Source organism: Acidiferrobacter sp. SPIII_3, assembly GCF_003184265.1.
In the GTDB taxonomy this organism is placed as follows: domain Bacteria; phylum Pseudomonadota; class Gammaproteobacteria; order Acidiferrobacterales; family Acidiferrobacteraceae; genus Acidiferrobacter.
In genome coordinates, this window is record NZ_CP027663.1 from 191150 (window position 1) to 205483 (window position 14334).

At 62.3% G+C, this 14334-nt stretch carries 13 protein-coding genes and 1 pseudogene; 11 read left to right on the plus strand and 3 right to left on the minus strand.

Features of this window, described 5'->3' with window-relative positions; genetic code table 11:
* Positions 1 to 57 precede the first annotated feature (57 nt).
* The 5 genes from C4901_RS00990 (at position 58) to phoU (ending at position 4994) form a co-directional block, all read left to right on the plus strand.
* Positions 58 to 849: an ABC transporter permease gene (locus C4901_RS00990; protein ID WP_205736117.1), complete on the plus strand. Its 792-nt coding sequence runs from the start codon at positions 58 to 60 to the stop codon at positions 847 to 849.
* 28 nt (positions 850 to 877) lie between these two features.
* Positions 878 to 1642, plus strand: a complete 765-nt coding sequence (locus tag C4901_RS00995) for an ABC transporter ATP-binding protein (RefSeq protein ID WP_110135731.1) — start codon at positions 878 to 880, stop codon at positions 1640 to 1642.
* A gap of 410 nt (positions 1643 to 2052) precedes the next feature.
* Positions 2053 to 3315 carry an OprD family outer membrane porin gene (locus C4901_RS01000; RefSeq protein ID WP_110135732.1) on the plus strand — a complete coding sequence of 421 codons (1263 nt, stop codon included), beginning with the start codon at positions 2053 to 2055 and terminating at the stop codon, positions 3313 to 3315.
* Between the two features lie 159 nt (positions 3316 to 3474).
* Entirely contained in the window at positions 3475 to 4245 is a 771-nt protein-coding gene (gene pstB, locus C4901_RS01005) for a phosphate ABC transporter ATP-binding protein PstB (protein WP_110135733.1), read from the plus strand.
* A gap of 17 nt (positions 4246 to 4262) precedes the next feature.
* The gene (phoU, locus tag C4901_RS01010; RefSeq protein ID WP_110135734.1) at positions 4263 to 4994 is read left to right on the plus strand and encodes a phosphate signaling complex protein PhoU; all 732 of its coding nucleotides are present in this window, start codon (positions 4263 to 4265) and stop codon (positions 4992 to 4994) included.
* Here the strand turns inward: phoU and hemB are convergent.
* The gene (hemB, locus tag C4901_RS01015; RefSeq protein WP_240611804.1) at positions 4991 to 5971 is read right to left on the minus strand and encodes a porphobilinogen synthase; all 981 of its coding nucleotides are present in this window, start codon (positions 5969 to 5971) and stop codon (positions 4991 to 4993) included. The two genes, phoU and hemB, sit on opposite strands and share 4 nt — an antisense overlap.
* Positions 5972 to 6523: 552 nt before the next feature.
* Positions 6524 to 7162 (minus strand): annotated as a pseudogene (locus C4901_RS19045) (adenylate kinase); the annotation flags it as partial.
* A 236-nt stretch (positions 7163 to 7398) separates the two neighbouring features.
* On the opposite strand from C4901_RS19045, the gene C4901_RS01025 reads away from it, so the two are divergent.
* The 5 genes from C4901_RS01025 (at position 7399) to C4901_RS01045 (ending at position 12048) form a co-directional block, all read left to right on the plus strand.
* A complete protein-coding gene (locus C4901_RS01025; RefSeq protein WP_110135737.1) occupies positions 7399 to 7755 on the plus strand; it encodes a hypothetical protein in 357 nt (118 codons plus the stop codon).
* A gap of 55 nt (positions 7756 to 7810) precedes the next feature.
* The gene (locus C4901_RS01030; RefSeq protein ID WP_110135738.1) at positions 7811 to 9076 is read left to right on the plus strand and encodes a 6-phosphofructokinase; all 1266 of its coding nucleotides are present in this window, start codon (positions 7811 to 7813) and stop codon (positions 9074 to 9076) included.
* A gap of 2 nt (positions 9077 to 9078) precedes the next feature.
* Complete coding sequence (locus tag C4901_RS01035) at positions 9079 to 9294, plus strand: hypothetical protein (protein WP_110135739.1); 216 nt, start codon at positions 9079 to 9081, stop codon at positions 9292 to 9294.
* 65 nt (positions 9295 to 9359) lie between these two features.
* Positions 9360 to 11408: a sodium-translocating pyrophosphatase gene (locus tag C4901_RS01040; protein ID WP_110135740.1), complete on the plus strand. Its 2049-nt coding sequence runs from the start codon at positions 9360 to 9362 to the stop codon at positions 11406 to 11408.
* Positions 11409 to 11523: 115 nt separating this feature from the next.
* Positions 11524 to 12048 carry a metallophosphoesterase gene (locus tag C4901_RS01045; RefSeq protein ID WP_110135741.1) on the plus strand — a complete coding sequence of 175 codons (525 nt, stop codon included), beginning with the start codon at positions 11524 to 11526 and terminating at the stop codon, positions 12046 to 12048.
* On the opposite strand, the gene C4901_RS01050 is transcribed toward C4901_RS01045, so the two are convergent.
* The gene (locus C4901_RS01050; protein ID WP_145960577.1) at positions 12045 to 12497 is read right to left on the minus strand and encodes a c-type cytochrome; all 453 of its coding nucleotides are present in this window, start codon (positions 12495 to 12497) and stop codon (positions 12045 to 12047) included. The two genes, C4901_RS01045 and C4901_RS01050, sit on opposite strands and share 4 nt — an antisense overlap.
* A gap of 160 nt (positions 12498 to 12657) precedes the next feature.
* Between C4901_RS01050 and C4901_RS01055 the strand changes: the two genes are divergently transcribed.
* On the plus strand, positions 12658 to 14334 hold the full coding sequence (locus tag C4901_RS01055) for a phospholipid carrier-dependent glycosyltransferase (RefSeq protein WP_168185466.1): 1677 nt from the start codon (positions 12658 to 12660) through the stop codon (positions 14332 to 14334).

A 14334-nucleotide genomic window follows, 5' to 3' on the forward strand; every position in this document is an offset into this window, starting at 1 on the left:
GATGGTGTGAAGGAAGCACGCCGCCATGGTCAGGAAAAACCTATCGGGATCGCCGCCATGTTCAGGAAGGCCAAGTCAGTGATAAGGGAGACCGGCTGGAAGGCCGGCCTCATTCCCCTGCTGTCCATGATAGCGGGCTTGGCTTTATGGCAGTGGCTGACCGAGTCGCACGTGAGGTTCATCCTGGACTTCTCGAACATACCAACGCCTGTCGCGGTCTTTCATGCGTTCATGGCCGTGGTCGTAACCAAGATATTCTGGCGCGACATTTTTTGGAGCATGTACCGGATCCTGATTGCCTTTGGTCTGGCGACGATAGTGGGTGTGGCCGCGGGGGTCGCGATGGGCTATAGCACCTTCATGCGGCTTATCATAGCGCCCTATATCGAGTTGACGCGGCCGATACCCGCGATCGCTTGGGTCCCCATGGCCATCCTGGCTTGGCCAACCACTGAGCAGAGCATCATATTCATCACGTTTTTGGGCGCGGTCTTCCCGATCGTTCTAAATACCTGGGATGGCGTGCGCCGCGTGCCGAGCGAGCTCGTAAAGGCGGCGCGGTCCTTGGGCGCCAACAGGGTGGGCGTCATGCTTCACGTGGTCATGCCTTACGCGGTCCCCAACATCACGGTCGGCATGGCGCTTGGCATGGGTGGGGCGTGGTTTGCGCTCCTCGCCGGCGAGATGATCAGTGGCCGCTACGGCATCGGCTATTTCACATGGGAGTCCTATCAGCTCATACAATACGGAAACATCATCGTCGGCATGCTTACCATAGGACTTTTGAGTAGTGTGAGCACGGGGTCCATTTACTGGCTGAAACGCAAGATGGTTCCCTGGGCGGACTAAGATCGGGCGCCCATGAAAGGAGGGACTCATGAGGCATATTGGGAATATAGACGTCAAGAGCTTGACGCTGGGCTTCAGGAGATTCGGTTTTGTGAAGCCGATCGTAGAGGACTTTAGCCTAAAGTGCGAGAGCGGCTCGTTTACGTCCATTATTGGATCTTCTGGCTGCGGAAAGAGCACCCTCCTGAACGCCATAGGCGGGCATTACAGACCGCTTTCCGGCCAGATACTCTTGGATGGGTGTGAGATAACCGGACCGGCGGCGGAATTGGGCATCGTATTTCAACAACACACCTTGTTTCCGTGGAAGACTGTCGTGGAGAACGTCCGTTTTGGACCCATGCAGAGGGGCGTGTCGAAAGAGGAGGCCAATCGGATCGCCGGGAGATATATCGAAATGGTCGGCCTTTCTGGCTACGACGACTACTATCCGAAGATGCTGTCTGGCGGAATGCAACACCGCGCCGAGATCGCCCGGGCGCTTGCCAATGCGCCTTCGGTCTTGCTTATGGACGAGCCATTCGGGGCGCTCGATGCGCAGATGAGGGCGACATTACAAAATAGTCTCATGGAAATCTGGCGGGAGACCAAGGTGACGGTGATTTTTGTGACGCACGACGTGGAGGAGGCCATGTATTTGAGCCAGAAGATTGTCGTGATGTCGCGTGACAGGGGCAAAATCTGCGAGGCCATTTCGGTCGATGATCCGTTTCCGAGAAGTAAAGAGCGATTATTTACGAGCCAATATGGTTGCACGCTCAAGGAGCGATGCATCGCCTCTTTGGGGATGTAGGGGCTAGACGGGTATCGGGCGTTTTGGGCCGCAGGGTCTCGGGCGGGCCTGGGCGTTTCGCAAAGGGCCTTAAAGACATCTTCGGCAGTCGCAGGTGGTGGCACACGGAGGGTTTGGTCAAAGGGCTGTGCCCACGGCGCCGTCACCGATACCCTGGCTGGCCTGGATCGTCCGCGCCCGGCGGCCAGGAGGAATGCCTGTGCGCGCATGCGCGCACAGGTGCGGCCGTCCCTTGGGGCGCCCTGATCGCGGTCGCTATCCTGGCAGCGGGCCGGCCCGCTTCGTACTTTATGTCAATATGGCGACTGCTGTAAGGAATCTGTCATATAGTGTCCCTACGATGCCGGGGACGGCACGGTCGACTCCGGCTGCGGGATCGACCGGGCCCTTTACTTAAACGAGGGGGGAGTATGAAGCACATTTCTCGGGCGGCGCTCGCGGGTGCCGTGCTGATCTGCGTCGGTGCCGGCGATGCCCATGCTGGCAAGGGCTTTTTCGGGGGCATGAAGGTCAACGGCGATATCCGCGCCTATGACTTCACGCGTCACTATAGCGGGCCGGTGGCCGGCCAGCAGGCCTTCGCCCTGGGTGGTGCGCTCAATGTCTTGAGCGGGTCGGTCTACGGCTTCTCGGCGGGGCTTAGCTTCTATACCGCGCACAACCTCGGCCTGAATAACGCCAACCATGCCCTGGTGGACGGCACGCTCGCGGGTTACGACGGGATCAATACGCTCGGCCAAGCCTTTGTCCAATATGACAATCGCCGGGTCTTGGTGCGCGCCGGCGACCAGTCCATCGCCAATCCCTGGATCAATGCCTCCGACTCGCGCATGATCCCCGCCACCTACCAGGCGTTGCTGGCGGCCGTGCGGCCGATGACGGGGCTTACGATCTCGGCCATGCGCATCACGCGCTTCAAGAGCCGGACGTCCGATGAGTTTTCGCGCACAGACCTTTACAACTCGACGGGCACCTTCAATATCGGCGGTACGGGCGGTCTCGCCGGCCGTCGGGAAACCGGAGCGGCCGCTGTCGGTGCCGATTACGACGCCAGCGGCCTGAAGGCTGCGGTGTGGGGTTATCAATTCTATGACCTCGCCAAGATGGCCTATGCCCAGGGTTCTTACGCGCTGCCTGGCGTGGCCGGCCTCACGCCCTTCGTCGGTGCCCAGGTGGTGCGCGAGACCGGCTCCGGACCGCAATATCTGGGCCCGGTCAACGCCACGGTGTATGGCGCGGTAGTCGGGGTCAAGCGTGCCGGAGATGAGCTCAGCCTGGGGTACGACGATCTGCCGGCCCATGCCGGGGCCTTCGGAAACGGCGACGTGGTCTCGCCGTACACGACCGGCTACGCCACCGACCCCCTGTATACCACCTCCATGATCCAGGGCATGATCGACCGCAAGACTACCGGTCACGCCGTCAAGATCTCGGCCACGGCCTTCCTGCTCCAACACAAGGTCCGCCTGATCGCGAGCTTCGCGGATTACTTCAATACCCTCTATAGTGGTTACGCCTCGGCGCGCACCAACGAGGCGGATCTGGATCTGACCTACTTCCTAAGCGGCCCCTTGAAGGGGCTCTCGATCCGCGATCGCGTCGGCATCGCGCACAACCTGCCGGTCGTCCACCGTTTTGTCTACAACCGGCTGATGCTCGAGTACGACTTCTAGCCGCCATCGCCCAGGGCACGGGGGCGATGGCGGCCCGCGTGCCCTGGTGCCGCCGCGCCCATCGTGCCGACTCCTGGAAGAGCTGTGGCATAATGGGGCCAGCGCCCCGCCCCTTGGGAGTCGCATCCACACGCTGAAGAACGGGCAGGATCCCTACCGATGGAACCCGCGCAGAACGCCACCAAGATCACGATCCGGAACTTGCACTTCTATTACGGGAAGGAGGCCGCCCTTCACGATATCAACCTCGCTGTAGCCACAAATATGGTGACGGCGTTCATCGGGCCGTCTGGTTGCGGCAAGTCGACCTTGTTGCGCACTTTCAACCGCATGTATGAGCTCTATCCCGACCAGAGGGCCACGGGCGAGATCTGGCTCGACGACCGCAATGTGTTGTTGCCCGGCGAGGACCTCTACCGCCTGCGCTCGCGCATCGGGATGGTGTTTCAGAAACCGACACCCTTCCCCATGTCCATCTACGAGAATGTGGCGTTCGGTATCCGGCTCTACGAACGCCTCCCGAAGGCCGAGCTGGATGACCGCGTCGAGGAGGCCTTGCGCCAAGTGGCCCTGTGGGACGAGGTGAGCGCGAAGCTTGGGCAAAGCGGCATGAGCCTGTCGGGGGGTCAGCAGCAGCGCCTGTGCATGGCGCGCGCCGTGGCCCTAAAGCCCGAGGTTCTGTTGCTAGACGAGCCGGCATCGGCCCTTGACCCGATATCGACCTTGAAAATCGAGGAACTCATCTACGAGCTGAAGCAGAATTATACGATCGTGATCGTGACCCATAATATGCAGCAAGCGGCGCGCGTTTCCGACTATACTGCCTTTATGTACCTGGGTCGGGTCGTCGAGTTCAACGACACGAATGCCATCTTCACCAACCCGATGTCCAAGCAGACAGAGGACTACATTACCGGGCGTTACGGCTGATAAAGCCAGGAGTGACCATGGAGCCTCATATCAATCCGCACATCTCGCGCCGCTACAACACCGAGCTTGAGGAAATCCGCACACGCGTGCTCCACATGGGCGGCCTTGTCGAACAGCAGATCGTCGATGCCATGGCGGCCTTGGTGAAGGGCGACTCTGTCCTTGGCGACGAAGTCATAAAGAACGACTACAAGGTCAACAAGATGGATGTGACCATCGACGAGGAGTGCAATCAGATCATTGCCCGGCGTCAGCCGACCGCGAGCGATCTGCGTCTGGTGATGGCGGTGGTCAAGACGATCACCGACCTGGAGCGGATTGGAGACGAGGCGGAGAAGATCGGGCGCATGGCGGTGCGTCTGGCGGCCGAGGAACGCCCCAAGGATGGATACGTGGAGGTCCAGTCGTTAGGGAACCATGTCCGGCAGATGGTGCATGACGCCTTGGATGCGTTCGCGCGCCTCGACATGGGGGCGGCGGTACGCGTCGCGCGCGAAGACCGTCAGGTGGACAAGGAATATGACGGCCTGATGCGCCAGATGATCACCTTCATGATGGAGGATCCGCGGACGATTTCGCGCGTCCTGAATGTGATATGGGCGATGCGCGCGCTCGAGCGTATCGGCGATCACGCCCGTAACATTTGCGAGTACGTCATTTATCTCGTGAAGGGCAAGGACGTGCGCCACACGAGCCTGGAGCAGATCGAGACCGAGATCCTCGGCGCCACGGATTCGCGCCCCCTCTAGGGTTGGGTGCGTTCGCGCAGCCAGCGGGCGACGGTGGCCGCGTAATAGGTCAATATGCCGTCCGCCCCCGCCCGGCGCAAGGCGATCAAGGACTCCCAGACGACCTTGCGCTCGTCGAGCCAGCCATTTGCCACGGCGGCCTTCAGCATGGCGTATTCCCCGCTGACATGGTAGGCCAGGGTCGGCACCCGGAATGTCTCCTTGATGCGGTATATGACGTCGAGGTAGGGGAGGCCGGGCTTTACCATCACCATGTCCGCCCCTTCCGCGAGATCCATCGCCACCTCGTGAAGCGCCTCGTTGCCGTTGGCCGGGTCCATCTGATAGGTCGATTTGTCCGCTTGGCCGAGCGCCTCGCCTGACCCCACGGCGTCCCGGAAGGGCCCGTAAAAGGCCGAGGCGTATTTGGCCGCGTAGGCCAGAATCTGGGTATGGCGGAAGCCCTCGGCCTCGAGGGCCATGCGAATGGCCCCCACCCTGCCGTCCATCATGTCGGAGGGCGCCACGATGTCGGCGCCCGCATGGGCGTGGCTCAGGGCCTGGCGGACCAGGATCTCCGTGGTCTCGTCGTTCATGACGTAGCCGGATTCGTCGATAACGCCGTCCTGCCCATGGATGGTGAACGGATCGAGGGCGACATCCGTAATGACCCCCAGACCGGGGAGGGCCGCTTTCAGGGCGCGCACCGCGGTTTGCGCAAGCCCCTCCGGATTGAAGGCCTCCTCCGCCTGGGCTGATTTTTTCTCCCGGGGCACGACGGGAAACAAGGCAATCGCCGCAATGCCGTCCGCGGCCCATGTCCTTGCCGCACTCACCAGGCGGTCGACGGACAGTCGCTGGATGCCCGGTAGCGCCGCTATGTCCTCACTCCGATCCCGGCCTTCAAGAACAAACGCGGGCATGATGAGGTGGGATGCCGTTAATGAGTGCTCGCGCACGAGATCACGAGAAAATCTCTGCCGGCGAATACGCCGCATGCGGGTCGCGGGGAACGGGGCACGACTATTATCGAATGACATGGCGCCAGACTAGCGCGCTTTGGGTTTTCCGGGAAGGGGTTCGCCGCCTGAACGGCAAACGGACTCCAGGGAGCCCGTTTGCCGGGATTTCTAGCGACGACCCTTGACGGCGGCCTTCTTCTTCACAGCCGCCTTTTTGGGTGCGACCTTCTTCGGGGCGCCCTTCTTCTTCGGGGCGGCCTTCTTGGCCGGGGCCTTCTTCTTGGGCGCGATCTTCTTGGCCGAGGTCTTCTTCACAGCCGCCTTCTTGGGTACGGTCTTCTTGACGGCGGCCTTCTTCGGAGCGGCCTTCTTTGAGGCGGCCTGCTTGACTACCGCCTTCTTCGGGGCGGCCTTCTTGGCCGGGGCCTTCTTCTTCGGAGCGGCCTTCTTGGCCTGGGCCGCACTTTGCAAAGCGGCCTCGTTTCGCGCGGGGCTTGCCGCCTGCGGCTTCACGGATGGCCCCTTCGGCTTGGCGGGCGCCGGTGCCGTCATGGCCGGCCGCAACGTGGCGAGGGGGTGGATATGGCCCTCGATGATCGCCACCACCGTGCGGAATATCTCCTGGACATCGCCCTCGCCGACGACGCGGCGCAGCTTATTCTGACTCTTGTAGTAGGTGATGAGCGGAGCGGTCTGCTGCTCGTAGATCTCGAGGCGCTTGCGGATCGTCTCTTCGTTGTCGTCGGACCGCTGCTGCAGCTCCCCCCCGCACTTGTCGCAACGCCCCGGAACCTTGGGCGGCTGAAAATAGACGTTATACATCTGGCCGCACTTGGCGCAGGTGCGCCGTCCCGTCAGGCGCTTTAAAAGGACCTCGGTATTGACGTCGACGAGGAGCGCAAGCTGCAGAGGCTGGCCCAGGCGGGCGAGCAGAGAGTCAAGGGCTTGTGCTTGTGGGTTGTTGCGGGGGAAACCGTCGAGGATGAAGCCGTTTTTTGCGTCGGGTTGACTCAACCTGTCCTGGATCATACCAAGCACGATCTCATCGCTTACGAGCTGGCCCTGGTCCATGGCCGCCTTGGCCCGTTTGCCAAGTTCGGTCCCGGCCGTGACGGCCGCTCGGAGGAGGTCACCCGTGGAGATTTGGGGGATCTTGTACTTTTCGACCAGCAGTTTCGATTGCGTCCCTTTTCCGGAGCCCGGCGCTCCCAATAGCACGATTCGCATGGTTGTCTCGCTTTGGTTTTGAATTGACCTAGTAGAGGTTTTTTATATGTTTTCCCTGAGCAGGGCCGTCCCATATCGTAAGCTACCCGCTGCATCCCTTGACGTCAATGTTTTTAGGGGATGAAGACGGGGATAAAAAAAATCTGCGACACATCCTGTATTACGGACGCTTTTGCGCTACGCTTACGGCATTTTGCGGGGCCCCCGCAGGGTCTCGTCTCCGGAGGGAGTTCTCGATGTCGGGAATACCGGACTTTAATGATACCGAACTCTGGGTGGCGCGCTCGGCGCTGACGGAGCGCTACGGTAAGGCGGTGGCCTTGGAGCTCGCCGACAGTGAGCTGCGGCTCGACCCCGAGTCGACCGCCCTGGCCATTTGTCCCACGATCTTCTGGTCCGAACGGGCCGCCAATTTCGTTGTTTTCAAGGTCGGCGAGGGGCGTTACCGGTGCCAGTTCTTTTACGGTCCCAATGAGCATTACGGGACCGGCCGGGACGTCTATGACGACATCGGGGAGTGCGTAACCCACCTGTTACAGCTGCAGGCCGATCACGAAAGCCGCCGCGACTCACCGCCCCGCCCGAATACCTGATACCGAATCCAATGTCTTTTCCCTTTCATCCAGTCCTAGGAGCACAAAGACAGTCATGGCAAAGCCCAAGAACGCGTTTTATGCCCAGTCAGGTGGCGTGACCGCCGTCATCAACGCCTCCGCCTGCGGGGTCATAGAGACGGCGCGCCGGTATAAAGCGAAGATTGGCAAGGTCTACGCCGGCCGCAATGGGATCATAGGGGCCCTGACCGAGGACTTGATCGATACCAGCAAGGAGTCGGTCGAGGCCATACGCGCCCTGCGCCATACCCCGGCCGGTGCCTTCGGCTCATGCCGCTATAAGCTGAAGGGTTTGGAGGAAAACAAGGCCCAGTACGAGCGGCTCATCGACGTGTTCCGGGCCCATGATATCGGCTACTTCTTCTACAACGGCGGCGGCGATTCCCAGGACACCGCCCATAAGGTCTCCCAGATCGGGGAACGCCTGGGCTACCCGATCGTGTGCGTCGGGGTGCCGAAGACCGTGGACAACGATTTGCCGTTCACGGATTGTTCTCCGGGGTTCGGCTCGGTGGCCAAATACGTAGCGGTATCCATCCGTGAGGCGGCATTCGATGTCGCGAGCATGGCCAAGACGTCGACCAAGATCTTCGTGATGGAGGTCATGGGGCGCCATGCCGGTTGGATCGCGGCGGCCGGTGGCTTGGCGGCCGAGAAGGCGGGGGACGCCCCGCACATCATTCTGTTTCCCGAGCGGGTGTTCGACGAGGCGGCGTTTCTCGCGCGCGTCGACAAGGTTGTCAAGGCCCATGGCTATTGCGCCATCGTGGTCTCCGAGGGGGTCAAAGGCAAGGACGGGAAATTCCTGGCCGAGAGCGGCCTAAAGGATGCGTTCGGCCATGCGCAACTGGGGGGTGTGGCGCCGGTGATCGCGCAGCTTATAAAGAACAAACTCGGGTACAAGTACCACTGGGCGGTTGCCGACTATCTGCAGCGCGCCGCGCGCCACATCGCCTCCCAGACCGATGTCGAGCAGGCCTATGCGTTGGGCCGGCGCGCCGTGGAGCTCGCCGTGAAAGGACACAACGCGGTCATGCCCATCATCGTTCGCAAGGCCAATCGCCCGTACAAGTGGGAGCTCGGGGTCGCCAACCTGGCGGATGTCGCCAATGTCGAGAAGAAGATGCCGGAGGACTATATCACCGAGGACGGTTTTGGCATCACCCGCAAGTGTCGTACCTATCTCGAGCCTCTCATCCAGGGGGAGGATTATCCGCCGTACAAAAACGGCCTGCCGCAATATGTGCGGCTGAAGAACGCGCCCGTCAAGAAAAAGCTGGGCGGGGAATTCAAGGTCTAGCCATGACAATTGACAAGGCCCGCGAGCTCTTGCAGGTGCAAGCTGGGTTCGGGGGCTTTTATAACGGAAATGCGGCCAAGCTCATACTCTCGGAGGTCTTCCGGGAGCATGGGCAGGCCGCGGTCGACGGCTTGATCCGCGAAGTCGGGTTGGACCGCGTTTTTGGGTTCGAGCCGGGGACCCGGTTCGAGGGAGGGTTGGCGCTGAAGAAGTCATAATATGAACAGGCGCCCACCCCAGGCCGTGCACGATTTTTCAGTTACCATCCTAGGGGAGCCATAGCATGTCTGTCGATCTTGCGGTCGTGTTCGTTTGTGCCCTGTTGGCGTTATTTTACGGGGGAGTTTCCATTCTGTGGGTCATGAAGCAGCCGACCGGCACGGCGCGTATGGTGGAGATTGCGCATGCCATCCAGGAGGGTGCCAAGGCCTATCTGAATCGCCAGTACCGCACGATCGGACTGGTCGGCATCATACTCTTCATCCTGATCTTCGTCTTCCTGCAGCATCTTACGGCCATAGGCTTTGCGATCGGCGCCATCCTGTCCGGACTGGCCGGTTATATCGGCATGAACGTCTCGGTGCGCTCGAATGTGCGCACGGCGGCCGCCGCCTCGGGCGGGATCAATGCCGCGTTGCGCGTGGCCTTTCGGGGCGGGGCGATTACCGGGCTTTTGGTGGTCGGCCTCGGTCTTTTGGGGGTGACCGGCTATTTCGCCGTCTTGCGCGCGCTCGCGCCCGCCTCCGGCCATATAGACGTCTCGCCGCTCGTGGGGCTCGCCTTCGGCGGTTCTCTGATCTCGATCTTCGCGCGCTTAGGGGGCGGCATCTTCACCAAAGGGGCCGATGTCGGCGCCGATCTCGTCGGCAAGGTCGAGGCCGGCATACCCGAGGATGACCCGCGCAATCCCGCGGTCATCGCCGACAATGTCGGGGATAACGTGGGCGATTGCGCGGGCATGGCCGCGGATCTCTTCGAGACCTACGCCGTCACCGTGGTCGCCACCTTGCTGCTCGGTCATCTGGATTTCCCGGGCTTTCATGGGGCCTTGATCTATCCGCTGGCCCTGGGTGCCGCCTCCATAGTCGCCTCGATCATCGGCACGTGGTTTGTGAGGGCGCGCGCGGGCGGCAAGATCATGAACGCCCTGTACCGTGGCCTCATCGTCACCGGTGTCATTGCCGCCGCGCTTTTCTATCCCGTCACGCGCTGGCTCATGCACGGCATCGCCGCCCATGCGGGGGTCGGCACACCGCTCACGGTCAGCGACATTTACTACTCGGCATTGACCGGGCTTCTGGTCACGGGCCTGCTCGTGGTCATTACCGAGTACTATACGGCGACGGAATACGCGCCGGTGCGCTATATCGCCCAGGCCTCCACGACCGGTCACGGCACGAACGTCATCGCCGGGCTCGCGGTGTCCATGAAGGCAACCGCCGCCCCGGTGCTCGTGATCTGCGCCGGCATAGGTCTTGCCTATCACCTCGCCGGGCTCTACGGCATAGCGGTCGCCGCCAGCGCCATGCTGTCGCTGGCCGGCATGATCATCGCGCTCGATGCCTATGGTCCGATCACCGACAATGCCGGCGGCATCGCCGAGATGGCCAATCTCCCGCCGGCGGTACGCGCCGTGACCGATCCGCTCGATGCGGTCGGCAACACCACCAAGGCCGTCACCAAGGGTTACGCCATCGGATCGGCGGGGCTTGCGGCGCTCGTGCTTTTCTCCGACTTCACGCATGAGCTGGAGGCGCGCACGGGCCACGTCGTGACCTTCGACCTCTCCAACCACATGGTGATCATCGGCCTGTTCCTTGGTGGCCTCATCCCCTACCTCTTCGGCGCCATGGCCATGGAGGCCGTGGGCCGGGCGGCGGGCGCGGTGGTCGTCGAGGTGCGCCGCCAGTTCAAGGAGATCGCGGGCATCATGGAGGGCACGGCACGACCCGACTATTCGCGCGCAGTCGACATGCTCACTAAGGCCGCGATCCGGGAGATGATCATCCCCTCGCTGCTGCCGGTCTTGGTGCCGGTCGTGGTCGGGGTAGTGCTCGGCGCCCAGGCCCTGGGCGGGGTCCTGATGGGCACCATCGTCACGGGGCTTTTCGTGGCGATCTCCATGACCACCGGCGGTGGCGCCTGGGACAATGCCAAGAAGTACATCGAGGACAATCACTTCGGGGGCAAGGGTTCGGAGGCCCACAAGGCGGCGGTGACCGGCGACACGGTCGGCGACCCGTACAAGGACACGGCGGGGCCGGCGGTCAACCCGATGATCAAGATCATCAACATCGTCGCGCTGTTGCTGGTACCACTGCTCCACCTGTAACCCGCAATCCCCCCGGGGGCGACTCCGCGCCCCCGGGGCTCTTTGCCGGCGTCCCCGTTCGCGGCGCCGCCCGTATCGAGATGTCGGCGTCTGCGGAAATTGCTAGACTGCGCGCATGAAGATCTGCATCGTCTCCGACAGCCACGACAATCGCGAACTCCTGAACGCCGCCGTAGCCGAGGCCAAGTCCCTCGGGGCCGAGGCCGTGCTCCATTGTGGCGACATCGTCGCCCCGAGTACCCTGCGCACCCTGCGCCGCCATGCCCTGCCCATCCACGCGATCCACGGGAACAACGCCGGCGACACCTTCCATATGTCGCGGTTGGGCCAGGAATCCGAGACCTTCGTGCGTTACTACGGACAGGATGCCGACATCGGGCTGGCCGGGCGGCGGGTGTTCCTCGTGCATTATCCGCACTATGCCTATGCGCTTGCGTGCACCGGCGACTGGGATATCGTCTGCTGCGGCCATGATCATGTGGCCGAGGTCAAATCGGTCCCCAACGTGAAGGGCGGCAGGACCGCCATGGTGAATCCCGGGACCGTGGGGGGCGTGGGGGCGGCGGCCACCTATGTCATGGCGGATCTCGAGCAGATGTCCTTTGCCATTCGTGAGGTGCCGCCGCCCAAGCCGCGTTAGCGCGGCTTGCCGCCGATCATGACGCGCTGACCGTGCGCGAGCGAACCGAGATAGCTCACGAGGTCGGCCATCGTCTGGCTGCCGTAAGCGGGCGGATGACCCATGAGGCCGTTAGCGACGCAGTGGCGGATCTGGGTCTCCAGGGTGATCACCTTATGCAACTTCGGGCTGTAGCGCGGAAAGATGGCGGCGGCATTGACGAGGCTCGGGATGCGCTTGCCGTTGGGCAGGCGGCCCATGACGCGCCCGCCATCGATATGACAGCTGGAGCAGGTGGTGTGTCGTCCATGGAAGCTTGGCTCGTGGCCGCCGAAGCTGTCGGTATTGAAGATGTGCGCCCCTTTCTTGACGGCCTGCGACAGGGCGACAGAAGCGGGGGATGCGAAGGCGGTCGTGGCCAGTCCCAGGGCGATCACGCCCACTAGTATCCTTATGCGGGGTTGATTCATTTTAAGGCTCCATCCATCGGTTTTTTTGAGGCCTCTAGCGTAGCGAACGCCGATAAACGGCGCAACCGCCCCGATATCAGCGGAAAAGGTCCGCCCGCCCCGTCTGCCTTATGTGACCCATATGTGCTACCCTGCCGCGCAACTCCAAATGCCGTCCGCCATGTCTTCGACACCCGATACCACCCGTCCAAACCCCCGCTGGCTGCCCGATATCGCCCTCGTCACGTCCGTGGCGGCGCTGTTCTTTGGCTTCATGCTGGGAACCCGCGAGCTCGGTGTGCCCGACGAGGCGCGTTACTCGGAGATTCCGCGGGAGATGGTTGCGAGCGGCCACTACATCACGCCGCGACTCGATGGCGTGCTGTATTTCGAGAAACCGCCGCTTTTTTATTGGCTGCAGACCGTCTCCATCCACCTGTTTGGCCTCGGCCAGTGGTCCATGCGTTTCTGGACCGCCTTCTTCGCGGTACTGGGCTGCGTGGCGGTCTATATCACCGGCCGGGCACTCTACAACCGGCGCACCGGCCTGTTGTCGGCCATGGTCCTTGCGACCTCGCTGCTTTATTTCGGGATGGGGCATGTCGTCACGCTCGACATGACCGTCTCGGTGCTCCTCTCCTTGAGCCTCTTCACCTTCATGCTGGCAAACCGCGCCCCGCCCGGCCGGACGCGGCGCCTGGGGATGTGGGCGGCCTTTCTGTGGGCGGCGTTGGCGACGCTCACCAAGGGCCTGATCGGCATCGTATTCCCGATGATGGCCATTGGTCTCTGGATCATCGCCCTCTGGGACTGGCCGATCCTAAAGCGCATGTATCTGGTGAGCAGCTTCGCGCTGTTTTTCCTCGTGGCCGCGCCCTGGCATATCTTGATGCAGTTGAGGCACCCCACTTTCCTGCACTACTACTTCGTGCGCCAGCACTTCGAGCGTTACCTCACCGACGTCGCGCACCGCTATCAGCCGTTCTGGTATTTCCTGCCGGTGCTCCTCGCGGGGATCCTGCCGTGGACCGCCTTCATCGTCCAGACCGCGCGGTTCCATCTGGGCTTTGCCTGGCGCGACCGTCGTCGTCACGCCGAGACCCTGCTGCTCGTGATCTGGGTGGTCTCCATATTCGTCTTCTTCTCGGCGTCCGACTCCAAGCTCGTCCCCTACATCCTGCCGGTGTTCCCGCCGCTCGCCATCCTCATCGGCCGCTATCTCGATGACCGCTGGGATAAGGCCCTTGGACGTGGCGACCGATGGGCATTTTACGCGATCGCGCCCGTTGGCACGGCGCTCGGTGCCGCCGCCGCCTTCATCGTCCCGGCGACGCGACCGAGTCTCGAGCCGCACACCATGGCGATCGCCATGGCGCTGCTTGGCGCCAGCCTGGCCTTGACCGCCATCGCCAGTGCCTGGGCCGGTCTTAGGCGGGGTTTCGCCGCGGGGGTCGTCGTGCTGGTCGTAGGCTTCAGTGTCTTTCTGCTCGGCGTCAATGCCTCCGCGCCCTATCTCGATACGCGCACGGTCAAGACCTTGGTCTTGAAGCTGCGTCCGCGCCTCACCCCCCACGCGATCGTCGCGTGTTACGGCTGGTACTACCAGGATGTGCCGTTCTACCTGCGCCGCCGCGTCGAGGTGGTGAACTACAAAGGCGAACTCGGTTACGGCACAACCCTCGAAAAGACCCCCTGGATCATGCGCGGCCCGGCGTTCTGGCGGCAGTGGAACAGCGGTCGCACGGTCTACATGGTGACAAGCCGCCAGACCTATGAGCGTCTGCGTCAGCGCGGCATCCGCATGTACATGGTGGCGCAGAACGCCTTCAATGTCGTTGTCGGCAACAAGGCCCCCTGA

Bases quoted from the DNA above. Each gene is read 5' to 3' on its own strand.
- C4901_RS01050 (WP_145960577.1), bottom strand. From the start codon at position 12,497: ATGAATCAACCCCGCATAAGGATACTAGTGGGCGTGATCGCCCTGGGA.
- C4901_RS01025 (WP_110135737.1), top strand. From the start codon at position 7,399: ATGTCGGGAATACCGGACTTTAATGATACCGAACTCTGGGTGGCGCGC.
- C4901_RS01000 (WP_110135732.1), top strand. From the start codon at position 2,053: ATGAAGCACATTTCTCGGGCGGCGCTCGCGGGTGCCGTGCTGATCTGC.
- C4901_RS01035 (WP_110135739.1), top strand. From the start codon at position 9,079: ATGACAATTGACAAGGCCCGCGAGCTCTTGCAGGTGCAAGCTGGGTTC.
- C4901_RS01030 (WP_110135738.1), top strand. From the start codon at position 7,811: ATGGCAAAGCCCAAGAACGCGTTTTATGCCCAGTCAGGTGGCGTGACC.
- hemB (WP_240611804.1), bottom strand. From the start codon at position 5,971: ATGCGGCGTATTCGCCGGCAGAGATTTTCTCGTGATCTCGTGCGCGAG.
- C4901_RS00995 (WP_110135731.1), top strand. From the start codon at position 878: ATGAGGCATATTGGGAATATAGACGTCAAGAGCTTGACGCTGGGCTTC.
- C4901_RS01055 (WP_168185466.1), top strand. From the start codon at position 12,658: ATGTCTTCGACACCCGATACCACCCGTCCAAACCCCCGCTGGCTGCCC.
- C4901_RS01040 (WP_110135740.1), top strand. From the start codon at position 9,360: ATGTCTGTCGATCTTGCGGTCGTGTTCGTTTGTGCCCTGTTGGCGTTA.
- C4901_RS01045 (WP_110135741.1), top strand. From the start codon at position 11,524: ATGAAGATCTGCATCGTCTCCGACAGCCACGACAATCGCGAACTCCTG.
- C4901_RS00990 (WP_205736117.1), top strand. From the start codon at position 58: ATGTTCAGGAAGGCCAAGTCAGTGATAAGGGAGACCGGCTGGAAGGCC.
- pstB (WP_110135733.1), top strand. From the start codon at position 3,475: ATGGAACCCGCGCAGAACGCCACCAAGATCACGATCCGGAACTTGCAC.
- phoU (WP_110135734.1), top strand. From the start codon at position 4,263: ATGGAGCCTCATATCAATCCGCACATCTCGCGCCGCTACAACACCGAG.